Origin of the sequence: Kitasatospora cystarginea (assembly GCF_039533515.1) — a bacterium.
Lineage (GTDB): Bacteria > Actinomycetota > Actinomycetes > Streptomycetales > Streptomycetaceae > Kitasatospora > Kitasatospora cystarginea.
Map to the genome: position 1 here is coordinate 323,669 of NZ_BAAATR010000001.1, position 15,715 is coordinate 339,383.

General features: G+C 71.9%; 15 protein-coding genes. 8 read left to right on the forward strand and 7 right to left on the reverse strand.

The window, feature by feature from the left end; translation table 11 throughout:
* Positions 1-6: 6 nt before the first annotated feature.
* The 4 genes from ABD369_RS01425 to ABD369_RS01440 form a co-directional block, all read right to left on the reverse strand.
* Positions 7-1,770, reverse strand: coding sequence for a glycosyl hydrolase family 18 protein (locus ABD369_RS01425; RefSeq protein ID WP_344634287.1), 1,764 nt, complete (start codon positions 1,768-1,770; stop codon positions 7-9).
* A gap of 320 nt (positions 1,771-2,090) precedes the next feature.
* Complete coding sequence (locus ABD369_RS01430) at positions 2,091-2,669, reverse strand: Uma2 family endonuclease (RefSeq protein ID WP_344634288.1); 579 nt, start codon at positions 2,667-2,669, stop codon at positions 2,091-2,093.
* Between the two features lie 84 nt (positions 2,670-2,753).
* The gene (locus ABD369_RS01435) at positions 2,754-3,266 is read right to left on the reverse strand and encodes a hypothetical protein (RefSeq protein ID WP_344634289.1); all 513 of its coding nucleotides are present in this window, start codon (positions 3,264-3,266) and stop codon (positions 2,754-2,756) included.
* A 35-nt stretch (positions 3,267-3,301) separates the two neighbouring features.
* Positions 3,302-3,868: a DoxX family protein gene (locus ABD369_RS01440; protein ID WP_344634290.1), complete on the reverse strand. Its 567-nt coding sequence runs from the start codon at positions 3,866-3,868 to the stop codon at positions 3,302-3,304.
* Between the two features lie 135 nt (positions 3,869-4,003).
* Between ABD369_RS01440 and ABD369_RS01445 the strand changes: the two genes are divergently transcribed.
* On the forward strand, positions 4,004-4,315 hold the full coding sequence (locus ABD369_RS01445; protein ID WP_344634291.1) for a barstar family protein: 312 nt from the start codon (positions 4,004-4,006) through the stop codon (positions 4,313-4,315).
* Here ABD369_RS01445 and ABD369_RS01450 read toward each other — a convergent pair.
* The gene (locus ABD369_RS01450) at positions 4,296-4,778 is read right to left on the reverse strand and encodes an NUDIX domain-containing protein (protein WP_344634292.1); all 483 of its coding nucleotides are present in this window, start codon (positions 4,776-4,778) and stop codon (positions 4,296-4,298) included. The genes ABD369_RS01445 and ABD369_RS01450 overlap by 20 nt on opposite strands.
* 374 nt (positions 4,779-5,152) lie before the next feature.
* Here ABD369_RS01450 and ABD369_RS01455 point away from each other — a divergent pair, with 374 nt between their 5' ends.
* The 4 genes from ABD369_RS01455 (at position 5,153) to ABD369_RS01470 (ending at position 10,769) form a co-directional block, all read left to right on the forward strand.
* Entirely contained in the window at positions 5,153-5,815 is a 663-nt protein-coding gene (locus ABD369_RS01455; RefSeq protein WP_344634293.1) for a DUF397 domain-containing protein, read from the forward strand.
* A gap of 358 nt (positions 5,816-6,173) precedes the next feature.
* Positions 6,174-6,521 (forward strand): PadR family transcriptional regulator, encoded by a 348-nt coding sequence (locus ABD369_RS01460; protein ID WP_344634294.1) that lies wholly within the window; start codon positions 6,174-6,176, stop codon positions 6,519-6,521.
* Complete coding sequence (locus tag ABD369_RS01465; protein WP_344634295.1) at positions 6,518-7,579, forward strand: hypothetical protein; 1,062 nt, start codon at positions 6,518-6,520, stop codon at positions 7,577-7,579. Before ABD369_RS01460 ends, ABD369_RS01465 begins: the two co-directional genes overlap by 4 nt.
* Positions 7,580-8,012: 433 nt before the next feature.
* Positions 8,013-10,769: a M4 family metallopeptidase gene (locus ABD369_RS01470; RefSeq protein ID WP_344634296.1), complete on the forward strand. Its 2,757-nt coding sequence runs from the start codon at positions 8,013-8,015 to the stop codon at positions 10,767-10,769.
* A 263-nt stretch (positions 10,770-11,032) separates the two neighbouring features.
* Here the strand turns inward: ABD369_RS01470 and ABD369_RS01475 are convergent, their stop codons facing one another.
* On the reverse strand, positions 11,033-12,310 hold the full coding sequence (locus ABD369_RS01475; protein WP_344634297.1) for an alanine racemase: 1,278 nt from the start codon (positions 12,308-12,310) through the stop codon (positions 11,033-11,035).
* Between the two features lie 118 nt (positions 12,311-12,428).
* On the opposite strand from ABD369_RS01475, the gene ABD369_RS01480 reads away from it, so the two are divergent.
* Both ABD369_RS01480 and ABD369_RS01485 read left to right on the forward strand, forming a co-directional pair.
* Positions 12,429-13,451, forward strand: a complete 1,023-nt coding sequence (locus ABD369_RS01480) for a sugar kinase (protein WP_344634298.1) — start codon at positions 12,429-12,431, stop codon at positions 13,449-13,451.
* Between the two features lie 75 nt (positions 13,452-13,526).
* A complete protein-coding gene (locus ABD369_RS01485; RefSeq protein WP_344634299.1) occupies positions 13,527-14,156 on the forward strand; it encodes a MarC family protein in 630 nt (209 codons plus the stop codon).
* An 18-nt stretch (positions 14,157-14,174) separates the two neighbouring features.
* Here the strand turns inward: ABD369_RS01485 and ABD369_RS01490 are convergent, their stop codons facing one another.
* Positions 14,175-14,609 (reverse strand): Lrp/AsnC family transcriptional regulator, encoded by a 435-nt coding sequence (locus tag ABD369_RS01490; protein ID WP_344634300.1) that lies wholly within the window; start codon positions 14,607-14,609, stop codon positions 14,175-14,177.
* A gap of 198 nt (positions 14,610-14,807) precedes the next feature.
* Here ABD369_RS01490 and ABD369_RS01495 point away from each other — a divergent pair, with 198 nt between their 5' ends.
* Positions 14,808-15,638 (forward strand): tryptophan 2,3-dioxygenase, encoded by an 831-nt coding sequence (locus tag ABD369_RS01495; protein WP_344634301.1) that lies wholly within the window; start codon positions 14,808-14,810, stop codon positions 15,636-15,638.
* The last annotated feature ends 77 nt before the right edge of the window (positions 15,639-15,715 follow it).

The following is a 15,715-nucleotide window of genomic DNA, read 5'->3' on the forward strand; positions in this document are numbered from 1 at the left end:
GGCCGGTCAGCAGAGGCCGTTGTCGGCCCAGACGCCCCACTGGCCGCTGATCGACGGGTCCTCGCCCTGGGTCCACCACTTGTTGGTGTAGTAGTGACCCTTCCAGGAGACCTTGGTCCCCGGGGCCGCGTAGACCGTCGAGGGGTTCCAGCCCGGGGCGCCCGCGCAGGAGGTGGGCGACGGGCTGGGCGAGCCGCTCGGGGAGGAGGACGGAGAGCTGCTGGTGGAGGACGACGGCGAAGAGGTCGGCGGCGCCGGGCAGTTGGCCGCGGAGCCGTTGGTCGCGTTCACCATGGTGTCGAACGGCGAGGTCTGGGTGCCCAGGTCGTAGAGCGAGAAGGCGAAGGAGCCGCCGAGGCCGTTGCAGTGCGCGTAGTCCAGCTTGGCCTGGATGGACCGGGCGTTCTCACCGCTCCAGAAGGTGGTGCCGTCGTAGAAGTAGGAGGTCTTGGCGGCGTCGTCCCAGTAGGTGTAGGCCGGATTGTCGACGAAGCCGTTCAACTCCTTGTACATCCGGGTGCCGTTCACGTTGCCGGACATCGGAGCGCCGGTGGCCGGCCCCGTCGCGCTCTGGAACAGGCCGTGGTTGTCGCCCGCGGGCGCCCCGGTCCAGCCGCGGTAGTAGAACGGGACACCCATATTGATCTTGTTGGCGGGGAAGCCGCCGGGGATCCCGTACTGCGGGTCGCCGACCGTCCAGGCCTTGATGGCGTTGTCGATCGAGTACTTGCCGTTGCCCGGCTTGACCGGCGTCATCGGGTCGTTCGGGCCGGAGTAGATCGGGGCCTGGTGGTTGGTGGGCCCGGTCGGGTCCCAGGCGCCGTGCATGTCGTAGGTCATCACGTCCAGGAAAGTGAGGTACTGGCCGATCTTGTCGGTCTCGACGTTCTGGATCTTGTCCTGGCCGGCGCCGACCGCCGCGGAGAGCGCGTAGGTCTTGTTGTCCGCCTTGCCCTGGGCGTCCAGCTCGGAGCGGAACTCGCCCAGCAGCGCGGTGAAGTTCTGCTTGTCGGCCGGCGAGGCGTGGTTGCCGAGGTGGCCGCCGCCGCCCGGGTACTCCCAGTCGATGTCGAAGCCGTCGAAGATGCCCGCACCCGTGCCGGGCCCGCCGAAGCCGCCCTGCGCGGGCAGGTTGCCCTTGATGAACATGTCGATGCAGGAGGAGACGAGCTTCTTGCGCGAGCCGTCGCTGGCTGCCGCATCGGAGAAGTACTTGGAGTAGGTCCAACCGCCGATCGAGAGCAGGACCTTGAGGTTCGGGTTCTTCGCCTTCAGCTTCTTCAGCTGGTTGAAGTTGCCGACCAGCGGCTGGTTCCAGGTGTCGGCGACGCCGTCCACGCCGGTGCTCGCGTCGTACGTCTTCTGGTAGTCGGCGTAGGCGTCGCCCGCGCCGTCACCGGCGCTGGGGTTGTTCTCGTCCTGCGAGGCGGCTTTGGTGGCCTCGAAACAGGTGAGGTTCACCGGGTCGATGTTGGCGAAGTCGTAGATCAGGTAGTCCAGTTTGGAGGCCACGCCGGTGTCCTGGACCGTCTTCGGGTAGTACGCGTTGGCATAGATCGACCACTGGTCGAAGTACGCCACCTTGATGCCGCCGCTGGTCGCCGGGGCTCCGGTGGAGTTGGTCGGCGCGGCCTGGGCGGTGGCACCCGCGCCGAGCGTGAGGCCCGCGCCGAGCAGCAGGGACGCCGCGGCGCCGACCGCCAGCCCGGTCAGGCTCTTCGACCGCCCTCTGCGGGGCGGCTCCTGGTACCTGGGGAGAACACGGTCCATGAGTGCATGACTCCTCGTCGTGGGGGACTGCCGCCCCCTTGGGGGAGCACACGCGGGGTGGGGCCACGTGGCCAGGGGCATGACAGCGGAATGGGGACAAGCACGGTGCTGCGACGGGCAGATGAGTGCGCGGAGCCGGCACTGGAAGTCTGGACCACCGGCGCCGGCCCAGGGCTCCCTGCACCTGCCCTCAAAAATGGACTAGACCAACTCCGCCGTCAAGGGACCGAGTTGCCACTTGACCCCGCCTTAAGGTTCCGCCCGGGCCCGGACAGCACGACGCCGGCCCCGCGGCTGCGCGGGACCGGCGTACGGGAGCCTCAGAGCTTGTCGATCTCGGTCAGGTCCAGGTCGATCTCGAACGGGACGACGACCTTGAGGTGATCGTGGAAGATCCCGGTGGGGACGTAGGTCTCGGTCGCCGGGTCGAGCTCGTAGACGTAGACGACGGGCCGCCGCCCCTCACCCTTCTCCACCCGCCAGAAGTGCGGGATCCCGGCCTGCGCGTACTTGCGCGGCTTGGTCTCCCGGTCCCGCTCGGCCGAGTCCGGTGAGACGACCTCGACCGCGAGGACCACGTCCTGCGCCCGGTAGCCGGTCTCCTCCGCATCCTCGGTGACCGCCTCGGCGCGCACGATCGAGACGTCCGGCTCCGGCCGGTTGTGCTTTCCGAGCACCACGCTCATCTCGCGCACGACGCGGAAGCCGTTCGGACAACTTCCCCGCAGCCTCCACTCGAGCAGAGAGACCACCAGCGCGTGAAAGTACTTCTGCGGACTCATGAAGACGAGGCTCCCGTCGATCAACTCCGTGTGCGGCGGGAGGCCAGGCATGTTGTCGAGATCGTCGGCGGTGAACCCGCCCTCTGGCGGGATGAGCCAGTCTGGTACGGCAGTCATCATCACTCCCATGGGCACGACTCTGGCCGACAGAGCCAGCGTACCGAGCGGGTATCGCAAGAAGGCACTCTTCAGAGTGAGGATTCAGTAGCGCAGCGCGGTCACCACCACGGCCGTCACCTGGCCCGGGAACTCGCGGTGGCTGCGGGCCGCCGCGTCGGCGGTGGCGCCCGGCGCGACCTCGGGGACGTTGACCACCACGGCGTCCAGCAGCTTGCCCGACCCGTCCTTGAAGTCCACCTCGATGATGTAACGGAACGGCTTGGACTGGTGGTTGGTGATGGTGAGCGGCGCGTCCGTGGTCCCGTCGGTACCCCGGACCACCGGCCCGATCACCACGTCATCCGTGGCGTTCAGACCACCCTTCACCCCGGCCAGCGCGGACGAGGCGGCGGACTCGGCGGAGGCCAGTGCCGAGGCCGCCTGGGACGCCAGACCGCTTGCCGCCGAGGCTAGTGCCGATTGGGCGGCCGAGACCGCCGAGGAGGCCGGCGAAGCCGGCGGCTTGCCGGACGAGGCGCACCCTGCCAGCCCGCCTCCGGCGCACAGCACGGCTGCGGCCGCCGCGAGCATGCCCTGGACTTGACGGTGCTTCATGACTGCTCCTCGCCGGGCTCTCCCCGCTCCATCGCTCAGGACAGGCCGGTGCCCTCGACCTGGAAGGCCTCCTCGTCGGCGGCGCGGGCCTCGCGGCGGCGGATCACGTCCTTCCGGCGGGTCACCACGGCGGCCGCGGCGAGCGCGGCGGCGGCGAAGGAGATCAGGCCGATCGAGGTGCGGTCGAGGCAGTGCCCGGTGACCTCGTCCAGGGAGAAACGGCCCGCCCCGGAGATGCCGAGGGCGAGGCCGCAGGCGCCGAGCAGGGCCGGGTACTCGTAGCCGCCCGAGGTGACGAAGAAGCCGGCCGGGGCACTCACCGAGACGGCCCCGGCCATGGTGCCCGCGACGATCGATCCGGCGGCCGGGGTGGCCAGCCCGGCGAGCAGCAGGGCACCGCCGCCCGCCTCGCCGAGGCCCGCCGCGAGAGCGCTGCGACGGCCCGGCTCGAACCCCATCTGCTCCATCGCACTGGCGGTCCCCTCCAGACCGCCGCCGCCGAACCAGCCGAACAGCTTCTGGGTACCGTGAGCGAAGAGCACCCCGCCGACGGCGGCGCGCAGGGCGAACAGCCCTAGGTCCTTACGGCTGAGACAGGTCATGATGGGCCCTCGGATCGTGCCGGTTGACGGTGCGCCTCCCATACCAGCCGAAGGGCGGGCCCGGAACGACCCGGGAACGCCATCCGGGCGAACCCGACCCCATCGGCCGAGTACCCCGAACGCAAGGACGTACCGATGCAAGAGCAGCAGCCCGAGTACCACCTGGACGGCCGGACCGTGTCCGACGAGCCGTCGTTCTACACCGCACTGGGCCGCGCTCTCCGTGCCCCGGACGGCTACTACGGCAGCAACCTGGACGCCCTGGCCGACTGCCTGCGCGGCGGCTTCGGCCCCGAGCCGCCGTTCACCCTGGTCTGGGAGGACTCGGCCCACGCCCGCCACCACCTGACCCGCCGCCTCCCGACCTCCGGCGACCGCACCCGGAGCTACTTCGACGCCATCCTGGACGTCCTGTACGAGTACGGGGTCACCGTCCGGCTCGAGTAGTACGACGCCGATGCTCGCCCTCAGGCCCGACGGCACGGCCGTCGACGTGGTAGACGGGCGCGAACGGGGCGGCGAGGCGCAGCAGGGCGGACCGGATGCGGCGGGCGTGGCCATCGGCGCAGCGGCCGGGGACGTGGCCGGGTCCGACCCAGGCGATCTCGCCGATCCGGGCGAGTGCCCTGGCGGGGATGGTCGCGGTGGCCGCCGCCTGGGTGGTGACCTGGGCGGCGAAGACGTGGTTCACGGTCTGCGGCGAGTACGGGTGCGGCGTGATGTCCACGATGAGGGCGTCACTGAAGTGCAGCTCCAGCCCGGTCTCCGCGCGTACCGTGCGGGTGGCGGCCAGGTGCGGCAGCTCGCCCGAGCGGGCGGGACCGCCGGGCAGGGTCCAGCCGTCGCGGTCATCGGGGTTGACCAGCAGGACGAAGCCCCGGGGGTCGGTGATCAGGCCCTGGCACTCCATCCGGATCGGGAAGTACTGGGCGGGGCGAGGTCGGCCCGCCCGGGAGGATCCGACCAGGCGCCGTAGTCCGTGTTCATGAAGGTGGTGGGGCGGTACGTCATTTCGTCAACCCCCTTCCAGGGCGCCGCCCAGTGCCTGCACGACCGGCACGCCGTGCAAGGCGGCCACGACGGCGGGCCAGCAGACCCCGAACCGGCCACAGGAGCATCGCCAGGGGGCTACTCCATCAACTGCACTACCGTCCCAGCGAGTTGAGTTACGACATTCCTCGCCGGGGCAGGTCGGCGGTTCGTCCACGCCGGCCGACTCCGCAACCTGGGGCTCTTGCAACGAGCCTGCACCCACTCCAAACACAGCCACTACCGCTCCTCTCCGTGATCGAGGCTGCCGTGCTGCGCGGCAGCATCACTCAGGACCAGGCGGACGAACGAGTCGCCTTTCTGGCGAATCGCCAGCGCCTGCTGGAGCAGAAGTCCCCACCGATCATCCATGCGGCTATGGATCAGAGCTGCCTGGCCCGGCCGATCGGCGGACGTGAGGTGATGTTTGAGCAGTTGTCTCACCTGGAGCACCTGGCAGTTCGCCCGAACATCACGGTTCAGATCGCCCCGTTCAGCCTTGGCGAACACCGTCCGTTCACGTTGCCCGTGGTTCTGCTGACACTGCCCGATCACACGGTGGTCGGCTACACCGAATCCCAAGCTCGGGGCTACCTGGAGCGTGCGCGTGAAGCCGTCGCGGCCTGGGAACGAGACTACGATCAGCTACAGGTGGAGTCGTTGTCCAAGGCGCGTCCCTGGCCGCGATCCGCGACGTTCGAAAGGACCTTGAGAATGCATGACTTGGCCGACGCTTCCTGGCTCAAGTCCTCCCACAGCGACAACGGCGGTTCCTGCGTCGAAGTGGCCCCGGGCTTCCCCGGCGCAGTCCCCGTCCGCGACTCCAAGGACCCCGAAGGCCCGGCCCTGATCTTCTCCACCGAAGCCTTCGCCGTCTTCGTCGCAGGCGTCAGGAACGGCGAGTTCGGCGAGGTCTGACCGCCCACCCGAACCCGAGGACCCTCGAACGGCCAGAACGTGGTCACCGGCATCAGCGAGCTCTACCACCCCTAGCTAGAGCCGGTACCGTGCGAGGTCCGGCGCCCTACCCCTCGCGCCGGCCCTGGCGCTGCTTCGGGACGGTGCCACGGTCACGTTCGCGGGACGGCAGTCACAGCTCGCGGAACAGCCCCGGCTCGTGCACAAGCCACTCGAACGGCCCCTGTTGCAGGATCGCGCCCAGCTCGAGCACCACGATCCGATCGGCCACCGCCCACCCTCGCCGCCGCCTCCCCGCGCAGCATTCCGATATATCTAAACGATCGACATATCTCAATCGATGACCTATGGTCTCCCCATGGCAGACCGTCAACTCCAAGAGCCGACACGCCTCGTGCTCACCGCACTGGCCGACGCCCCCCGGCACGGCTACGCGATCATCCAGGAAGTCCTGGCCATCTCCGGAGGCCGGACCAAGCTGCTCACCGGCACCCTCTACACGGCCCTGGACCGCCTGCTCCAGCAGGGCCTCATCCGGATCGACCACGAGGAGGTCGTGGACGGACGCCTGCGCCGCAGCTTCACTCTGACCGAGCAGGGTCGCAGCGTCCTCGGCGAGGAGACCGAGCGCCTGCGCGCGGGCGTGGCCGAGGCCGACCGCCGGCTCGCGCTCGGCCGACTCCAGCTGCACGGGGGGACGGCGTGAGCGACCCGACCGCGGTGACGACCACGAGCACGGCCACGCCTGCGACCACGCCCGTGGCCGGCACTCGCCCGCTCCCCGCGAGGCTCCCACTACGCGCCCTCTACCCCGCCAAGTACCGTGCCGCACACGGTGACGAGATCACCGCCGTGTTCGCCGAAGTCGTCCAGGATGCCGAGCTCGGCACCGGGCTGCGCGAGTGGGCCGCGCTCGCCGCGCACGCCCTGCGGCTGCGCACCCGCCTCAGCTCGGCCGACCCCGTCGGCCGGATCGCCGCCGGCGCCGCGCCGTTCGTCCTCGCGGGCGGCGCCGGCCTGAGTGCGGTCCACCTGCTGCTCGGGTTCATCCACCCCGACTTCCCCTACGGCTGGGGGAACCCCGTCCGGGCCGCCGCGGGCCTGCTGCAGACCGGTCCCTGGCTCCTGGCTCTGCTCTGCGCCGGTCTCGGCCGCTGGTCGGCGGCTCGCGCTCTGGTCGTGGTGGGCACCCTCGGGCGGCTCGCGATCGTGCTGGCGTTCCATCACGTCCACTCCGGGCCGGCGTGGGCGCAGTACCACGGCCTCCTCGGCTTCTGGACCACCCTCGGCGCACTGCTGCTCGTCGCCCCACCGGACGGCGTCGACCTGTCCCGGCGCGGCCGCAGCGGAGTCGCGCTCGCCGCCATTGCCGTCGCCGTGCCGCTCTGCACGCTCCTGGTCCTGTGGCAGGTCCCGCGGCCCTCCCGCCCGGACGCGTTCTTCGACCTGGCCTTCTCGCCGACCCTCGAACGCCTGACAGACGACTCCAGCCATTGGCCCGCTGCGGTGCTGAGCCTCGCCCTCCTCCTCCACCTCGGTGCCCGGCGCCCCGACCGTCTGCGCGCCGCCGGCATCGCGCTGGCGGCGCTCCCCTGGACGGTCCTGGTCAGCCCGCCGTTCTCCGAGCAGCCCGCGTTCGACAGCCGCGAGCTACTGCACAACACCGTGGTCGTCCTCGGCCTGCTCGGCGGCGCCACGCTCCTGGCCGCCGTCAGCCGCACCTACTGGCGCACCCGCCCCGTCGAACCCGCCGGTCTGGTGTGACAACCCACCTCCCCGGCTGACCCTCCGGCCCCGCTCTCCCGCCACCTCAGGCGCCCACTTCGTGGGCGCCTGAGGTGTATCCGGCCGCCGCAGCGCCGCCATCTGCGGTGCAACCGACGGCGCGGCCGGTCGGGCCCGACGGCCGTCGCCCCCACTGCATGAATTGACCATCGACATATGTTGATCGATGACTTATTGTCTTCAGGTGACGGCCAGTCAGCCATGCGGGCTGACAGACCTCGCGCTCGCCACTCGGCCGCCCCCGCACGCGCCGGAAACGGTTCGCCGTCAGGCCCACCGGCCCAGTGCGCCCGACCGAGCGGGCCGCCCCCACTCGCCCGGATCCGCCGATCCGAACACCCCGACACCCCGTCAGGCAACCCGAAACACCCCACGCGCAACCTCCGTTCCCGCATCCCGTGAAAGGACTGCCGTGCATCACCGCACTTCCAGGCCCAAGGCGCTCGGCCTCGGCCTGACCACCTTCCTGGCCCTGGCCCTCGTCGCCCCTCCCGCCCTGGCCGCGGCATCCGCCCCGGCGGCCGACGCCGACCCGGTCCCCGGCCTGGTGGCCGGTGAGGACACCGCCACCCCGCAGCTGGTCACCGGCCTGGCCGAAGCGGCCCCCGGCAACCCGGCCGACGCCGCCCGGGCCCACCTCGCGGCCCACCGGGACCGGTACCGGGTCGACCCCGGACAGCTGACCGCGATCGCCACCGACCGCACCGACGATGGCGGACACACCGTCAGGTTCCAGCAGGACCGGGGCGGCATACCGGTGCTCGGCGCGCAGTACCTGGTCCACCTCACCGGCGACGGCGCCCAGCAGCGCGTCGAGTCGGTCGGCGGCAAGTACTTCACCGGCCTCACCGCGCCGACCAGGCCCACCATCCCGGCCGAGACACTGCGCAACCTGGCGCTCAGCTCGATCGAGGACGAGCACGCCCGGGCCGGGGCCAGCGCCGAGGACCGCGGCCTGGTGATCCTGCCCGGCGGCACAGGCCAGCTGGCCCAGCACTTCACCGTGCACAGCACCACCCCGGCCGCCGGCGGCCGACTCGTCCGCGAGGTCTACGTGGACGCCACCGTCGGCGCGATCGCCCTCGCAGGCGCCGCCGCCCCGTACACGGTCGGGGCGGACACCGGCACCGGCCCCACCACCCCGAGCGACACCGGTATCGAACCCGCCACCGGCACCGCCCCGGACGCCTTCGGCCACTCCACCAAGGTGAACATCGGCCGTCTGCCGGACGGGAGTTACCAGCTCACCGACCTCACCCGTCCCGCTGCCATCACCACCTACGACGCGGCCGGACGGGACTGGGGCGACTTCCAGGGCAGGATCCCCGCCGACAGCCACCCGGTCCGCTCCCCGAGCCCGGACTTCCCGGCCGCCACCGGCAGCAGCGGCGCCACCGACGCCCAGCTCGACGCCGCCATCGTGTACGACTTCTACCACGACCGGCTCGGCCGCAACGGCCTGGACGGCAAGGACGGCCCGATCACCTCCGTGGTCGACGTGACCGACGGCGGCGACCCGTTCCCGAACGCCTACTGGGACGGGCAGAAGATGGTCTACGGCGGTGGCGGCCCCCAGTACAACCCGTTCTCCGTGGCACTCGACGTGGCCGGGCACGAGATGACCCACGGCGTCATCCAGCACACCGCCAACCTGGTCGGCTTCGGCCAGGCCGGCGCGATGAACGAGGCACTGGCCGACTACTTCGGCAACGCCATCGAGGTGACCGCCCGCGGCATGTCGATGAACGACCCGAAGGCCGCCCTGCTCGGCGAGAGCCGGTGCCGCACCGGCACCCCGGAGGCCTGCGCCCAGCGCCGGTTGGACGACCACCGCACCACCGTGAACGACTACCTCGGCGCAGGGATCGGGCTCGACAGCGGCGGGGCGCACCTCAACTCCACCATCTTCTCCGGTGCGTTGTGGGACATCCGGCGCACCCTCGACCCGCTCACCGCCGACCGGCTGGTCTACCGCGCGCTCGCCGACTACCTGACCCCGATGGACGACTTCGTGGACGGGCGCAACGCGGTGCTCGCCGCCGGCCGGGCGCTCCACCTCAGCCGCGCCCAACTCCGAGCCGTGGCAGGCGCGTTCGATGCGCACGGGATCCAGGCCGGCTGGCAGCACCGGCTCGGCATGGACAGCCGCACGCTGCTGAGCGACGCCTCCGCCCCGTCTGCGCCGGCTGTCGCCGACGGCCACTGGGTGATGGCCGACGCCGACCCGACCGGCAAGGCCCAGCCCGCCCTGTACACCGGCTCCACCACCGGCCGCGGCGCCCCCACCCGGCTCAGCCCGGACGACGGCCGCGTGCACGGCTGGGCCGCCACCGACGGCACCTCCGCCGCCTGGCTGGCCGTCGGCACCGACGCCCAGGGCAGGTGGGGGATGGAGGTGCTGACCCGCTCGCTGGCCGGCGGCCCGATCCGCAGCCTGTTCAACTCCACGGGTACCACCCGGGAGCCCGGTGAGGTCGCGATCTCCGGCAACGACATCGCCTTCAAGGTGACGGACTCCGCCACCGGCCGGACCCGGATCCACCTCTCGCACGGCGGCGGCCCGGCGGTGGAACTCCCGCTGTCCGACGGCCACCGGATGTCCGGCCTCACCCTCAAGGACGGCAACCTCGGCTGGACCGAGTCCTGGGCCTCCGGGCAGGATTACGTCGACGCGGCGACCGTCTACTCGATCCCCGCCGGCAAGGTCACCGCCCAGTACGTGGCGGACGCACCGGGTGGCAGCAGCCCCGACGCGATCACCTCCACCCTGCTCGCGGGCGGCCGCCTGCTCTGGGTGGAGACGCCCGGCGACCGTACCAAGCGCAGCTCGGTCCGCTCCGGTGCCCTGGACGGCTCCGGCGTCACCGACGTGCTGCCCGGCACCTCCCCGGACGCCCCGCCCGCGGGCACCGCCGTCACCATCACGGCCTCCGACCTGGCCGTCACCTACGGGGGCGAGAGCCGCAAGCCCGCCGACGGCTGGACCAATGCCGCGCTTCCCAAGCTCTGGCAGCTCCCGATCACCGGCGGCACCCCCGAGCGCGTCTCCTGCAACCGCGGCGGCCAGTACCAGGCCGCAGCCGACCAGGGCACCCGGGTCCTCTGGCTGGACGCCACCCCCGGCCGCACCGACCTGGTCACCCGCGACCGCCCCGCCGCCGGCTGCTGACCCGCGCTCGCTCAGCGCACGAGGAGGGGCCGGGCGTGCACACCGCTCGCCCGGCCCGCTTCGACCTCAGGCCGTGACGGCCGCCTCCAGCTGCTCGGCGCTGTCGGTGCGCTCCCAGGTGAGGTCCGGCAGCTCGCGGCCGAAGTGGCCGTACGCCGGAGCCGTACGGGCAGCCCGCGCGCAACCACCACAGGTCAGGCACCCCGGTGGATACCGCCTCCGCCGAGGGCAGCACGAAGTGCGACCAGGGCTGCCGGTGGACGTCAGAAGAAGGTCCGCACCAGGTCGACCACGCGCGGGAGTTCGGCGTCGGCGTCGTCGAGCACCGGGATCATCGTCCACTTGTCGAAGACGGTGCAGGGGTGGGAGAGGCCGAGCCGGACGATGTCGCCGACCTGGACGTCGGTGTCCCGCAGGAAGGCGTGCTGGTCGTTGAGCGCGGTGATCCGTCCGCCCGCCAGCCGGCCGCCGCCGCGGACGAGCTGGGGCTCGGGCAAGTCGTAGTCGTAGGAGAGGTCGCGCTTGCCGCCGTCGAGCAGGGCGAGGCCCGGCTCGGGGCGGGAGACGGCCCTGGTCCAGGCGTGCAGGGCGGAGCGGAACGGCCGCTCCGAGTGGGCCCGGGCGAGCGGGGAGATGCCCCGGTAGAAGCCGTCGTCGTGGGCCAGGTAGGCACCGGAGCGCAGCACCACCCGGGTGCGCGAGTCGCCGAGCGGGGCGAGGAGTTCGGTGACGGTGTCGAAGTAGGCGCTGCCGCCCGCGGTGACCCAGACCTCGTCGGCCTGGTCGAAGAGCCCCTCGGCGTCCAGGAGCCGGTACAGCTCGGCCAGGTCGGCCACCCAGCCGGCGACCGCGGCGAGGGAGTCGGCGGTGGCGTCGTGGGCGATGGCGCCCTCGTACCCGCTGACACCGGCCAGCCGCAGGCCGGGCGCGGCGTGCACGGCCCGGGCGACGGCCTGGGCCTCGGCAACGGTGCGGCAGCCGGTGCGGGCGCCGGGCGAGCCGAGTTCGACGCAGACGTCCACGGGAGCCGGGGCGCCACGCAGTGCGGTGTCCATCAGCTCGACCGAGCGGACGGAGTCCACCCAGGAGGCGAAGCGGAACTCCGGGTCGGCGGCGAGGTCCGCGGACAGGCGGCGCAGCCCGGCGGGGTCGAGCAGGGTGTTGGCGAGGTGGATCCGGCGCAGGCCGAAGGCGCGGGCGACGTTGACCTGGGGCAGGTTGGCGAGGGTGATGGCGGTGGCCCCGGCGTCGAGCTGGCGCTGCCAGAGGACGGGAGCCATGGTGGTCTTGCCGTGCGGGGCGAGGTCGACGCCGGCCTTGGCGCACCACTCGGCCATGGTGGCCAGGTTGTGGTCGAGGGCGCCCGCGTCGAGGGTGACCAGGGGGGTGGCGAGGTCGTCCAGGGTGGGGCCGGTGGCCAGGTACTCGGCGACGGTCGCGCCCCAGGCCGCGGCGGGGACGGCCTTGAACCGCCAGTCGAGCCGCTCCTCGGCGAGCGCCGCCACCCGGGTGCGGTCGATGACCTGTGGGATCTGCACCATAGCCGTTGTCCTCCGAATTCGGCGCTGCACAATACGCAAAATTCCTCGCATAATATGCCTTTACTGATCTGACCTCAGCCCTGGACCGAGGTCAAGGCACTCTCCGAGGAGTACCCAGGTGACACCGCCCGCCGCCGTCTGCCTCGGCGAGTCGATGGCCGCCCTCCTCCCCGACCGCCCGGGACCACTGGAGCGGGCGGAGAGCTTCCACCCCGGCTTCGGCGGCCCCGAGTCCGACGTCGCGTGCACCCTGGCCGCGCTCGGCGTCCCGGCCGCCTGGATCAGCCGGGTCGGCGCGGACGGCTTCGGCCGGCAGCTGGTCCGGCGGATCGCCGCGCACGGCGTGGACACCTCGGCGGTCGGCTACGACGAGTCCCGCCCCACCGGCCTGTACCTCAAGGAGACCGGCTCCGGCCAGGAGCACCCGTACGACCTCGGGGCGGGCCGCACCCGGCTGCACTACTACCGGCGCGGCTCGGCCGCCTCCGCGATGGGCCCCGAGCTGCTGGCAGAGCCGGCCGCCGCCGCCCTGCTGGCCGCCGCACCGCTGATCCATCTGACCGGCGTGACGCCGGCGCTCTCCGACAGCTGCCACCGCCTGGTGCGCACCCTGCTGGCCGTCCCGGACAAGCTGGTCAGCTTCGACCTCAACTGGCGCCCCGCGCTCTGGGCCGGGCGGGACCGGCAGGCGCTGCGCTTCCTGATGAACGCCTCGGGCATCGTGCTGCTCGGCGCCGACGAGGCGCGCGAGGTGCTCGGCACCGACGACCCGGCCGCACTGCGCAAGCTGCTCCCCCGTCCGACCGTCCTGGTGCTGAAGGACGAGGCGCACCGCGCCACCTCGATCGCCCGGGACGGCTCGACCGTCTGTGAACCCGCCCTCCGGGTGGCCCCGGTGGAGCCGACCGGAGCGGGCGGCGCCTTCGCTGCGGGCTATCTGGCAGGCACACTGAGGAACTTGACCGAGCCCCAACGCCTGCGGCTCGGACACCTCGCGGCGGCGGCCGCCCTCACCACCCGTGGCGAGCTCGGCGAGCTGCCGCCCGCCGCCCTGATCGAGCGGCTGCTCGCGGCGGACGAGGCGGGCTGGGCCGCGACCACCGTGGACGGCGCGGGCTTCCACCCGGCGGCCGTCGGCTGAACCGCCCTCAGGCCGACCGGCCACGAGGAATGTCGGTATCAGGGTGACCGCCCCGGGCTGACGCATGCTTGGGCCATGTCCGTTTTCAACCTGAGCAGTGCTTTCATCACGTTCTTCGCCGTGGTGGGCCCGCCGAAGGTCCTGTTGACCTTCGCCCACCTCGCCCGGAAACGCACCGGGGCCGAACTGCGCCGACTGGTCCTGGCGAGCACCGTGCTGGCCGCGCTGGTCGGCGTCACCCTGGCGTACGCGGCGGACTTCCTCACCACCTTCTTCCACATCAGCGACCAGTCGCTGCTGCTGGCAGGCGGGGTGATCTTCTTCATCTATGCCGTCGCCCTGGTGCTGGGCATGCACCTCGTCGGCGGGGAGACGGCGGGGGCCGAGTGGGACAACCCGCTCGCCGAGGGGCTGCGCGAGCTGCTGCTGCCGTACATCGCCAGCCCGCTGGCGGTCACCGCCGTGATGGTCGAGTCGCTGCAGAGGGACACCTGGTCGTGGCACAGCACCATCGCCGGGGCCTATCTCGCGGTGGTGCTGATCAACTGCTTCTCCGTACTGGCCCTCTCCAGCGTGCTGCACCGCAGCCACCAGACCTCGCTCCAGGTGCTGTCCCGGCTGCTCGGACTCCTGCTGGCCGCCGTGGGAGTGGAGTTGTTCCTGGCCGGTCTGGAGAGCCTCGGCGCCCACTTCCCGCACCACTGACGGTCGTTGACCGCAAGGTCAGGGGAGCTCGACCGGGCGCCAGGGGACCGGGGTGGAGAGGATCATCGAGCTGGACGGCTGCCCGTAGACCGCCAGGCGGTCGATCAGCTGCTCGAAGTCGGCCATGCTCCGGGCCGCCACCAGCAGGACGCAGCAGGCCCCGCCGGTGACCCGGTGCAGCTGGAGCACCTCCGGCCAGCGGGCGACCTCGGGATCGCGCAGCACACAGCGCCGGCCGTAACACTGCATCTGCACCAGCGCGGTGACGGTCAGTCCGGCCGCGTCGAGGTCGATGTGCGCGTGATAGCCGCTGATCACCCCGTCCGCCTCCAGTCGCCGGACCCGCTCGGCGACGGCCGGCGGGGAGAGCTTGACCCGGCGGGACAGCTCATTGAAGGAGAGCCGGGCGTCGCCCTGCAACTCGGCGATCAGGAGACGGTCGACGGCGTCCACGGCTGCTCCCGGAGTGAGGGTTTCGTTCCATAAGGTCTGATCGGGCCAACAGGTTCCGAACGTAAACCGGTTTCGCCGATCCGGTGTGCACTGCCCATTCAAAGGCCACTGCGGCCGCCGCACAATGGTGTCGCGGGAGATCAGCAGCCGATGGCTCGGCGGTGACCGCGGCAACCCGCGCGTCCAGGAGGAACCGGCATGGTCCAGAACGGCATCACCACCCCGAAACTCTCCTTCCGCCCGGCCGAGGACGTGGTCCACGGCACCCCGTACGCCCAGTACGCCCGGCTGGAGACCCTGCACAGCCTGCAGCACCCGCGCAGCGCCGAGGACGCCGAGCTGTCGTTCATCATCGCCACCCAGGTGATGGAGCTGCTCTTCGACCTGCTCCGGCACGAGTGGACGGCGGCCCAGCGGTCGCTGCGCGGGGACGACGTGCCGGCCGCGCTCGCCGCCCTCCGGCGCGGCACCCACGTCCAGGACGTGCTGATCTCCTCCTGGGACCTGCTGGCGACCATGACCCCGCGGGAGTTCGGCGCCTTCCGGCCGCTGCTCGGCGAGGCCTCCGGCTTCCAGTCCTCGGCCTTCCTGCGGCTGGAGTTCCTGCTCGGCAACAAGAGCGAGTCGCTGCTGCGGATGTACGAGTCCGACCCCGCCGTGCACACCGAGCTCACCGCCGCCCTGCACGCGCCCGGCCTGTACGACGACGTACTGGCCCTGCTGTCGCGGCGCGGACTCGCCGTGGCGCACCGGCCAGGCACCGCCCGCTACCGGCCCGCCCCGGAGGTCGAGACGGCCTGGCGGCAGGTGTACACCGAGCCCGGGCACGCGGAGCTGGCCCGGCTCGGCGAGGCGCTGCTCGACACCGCCGAACGGGTGACGCGCTGGCGCCAGCGGCACCTGTCCGCCGTCAAGCGCGCCATGGGCGCCAAGCCCGGCACTGGCGGCTCCAGCGGCCTGGCCTGGCTGAAGCAGTCCGCCGACCAGGACGTCTTCCCCGAGCTCTGGACCGTCCGCGACCAGCTCTGAACGGGCGCGCATCCGGGGTGCGCCCTCCCCGTGCCGCGGCCCGTGCCGCTTCGGTGCGTGCCGCCACGGCCCGTACC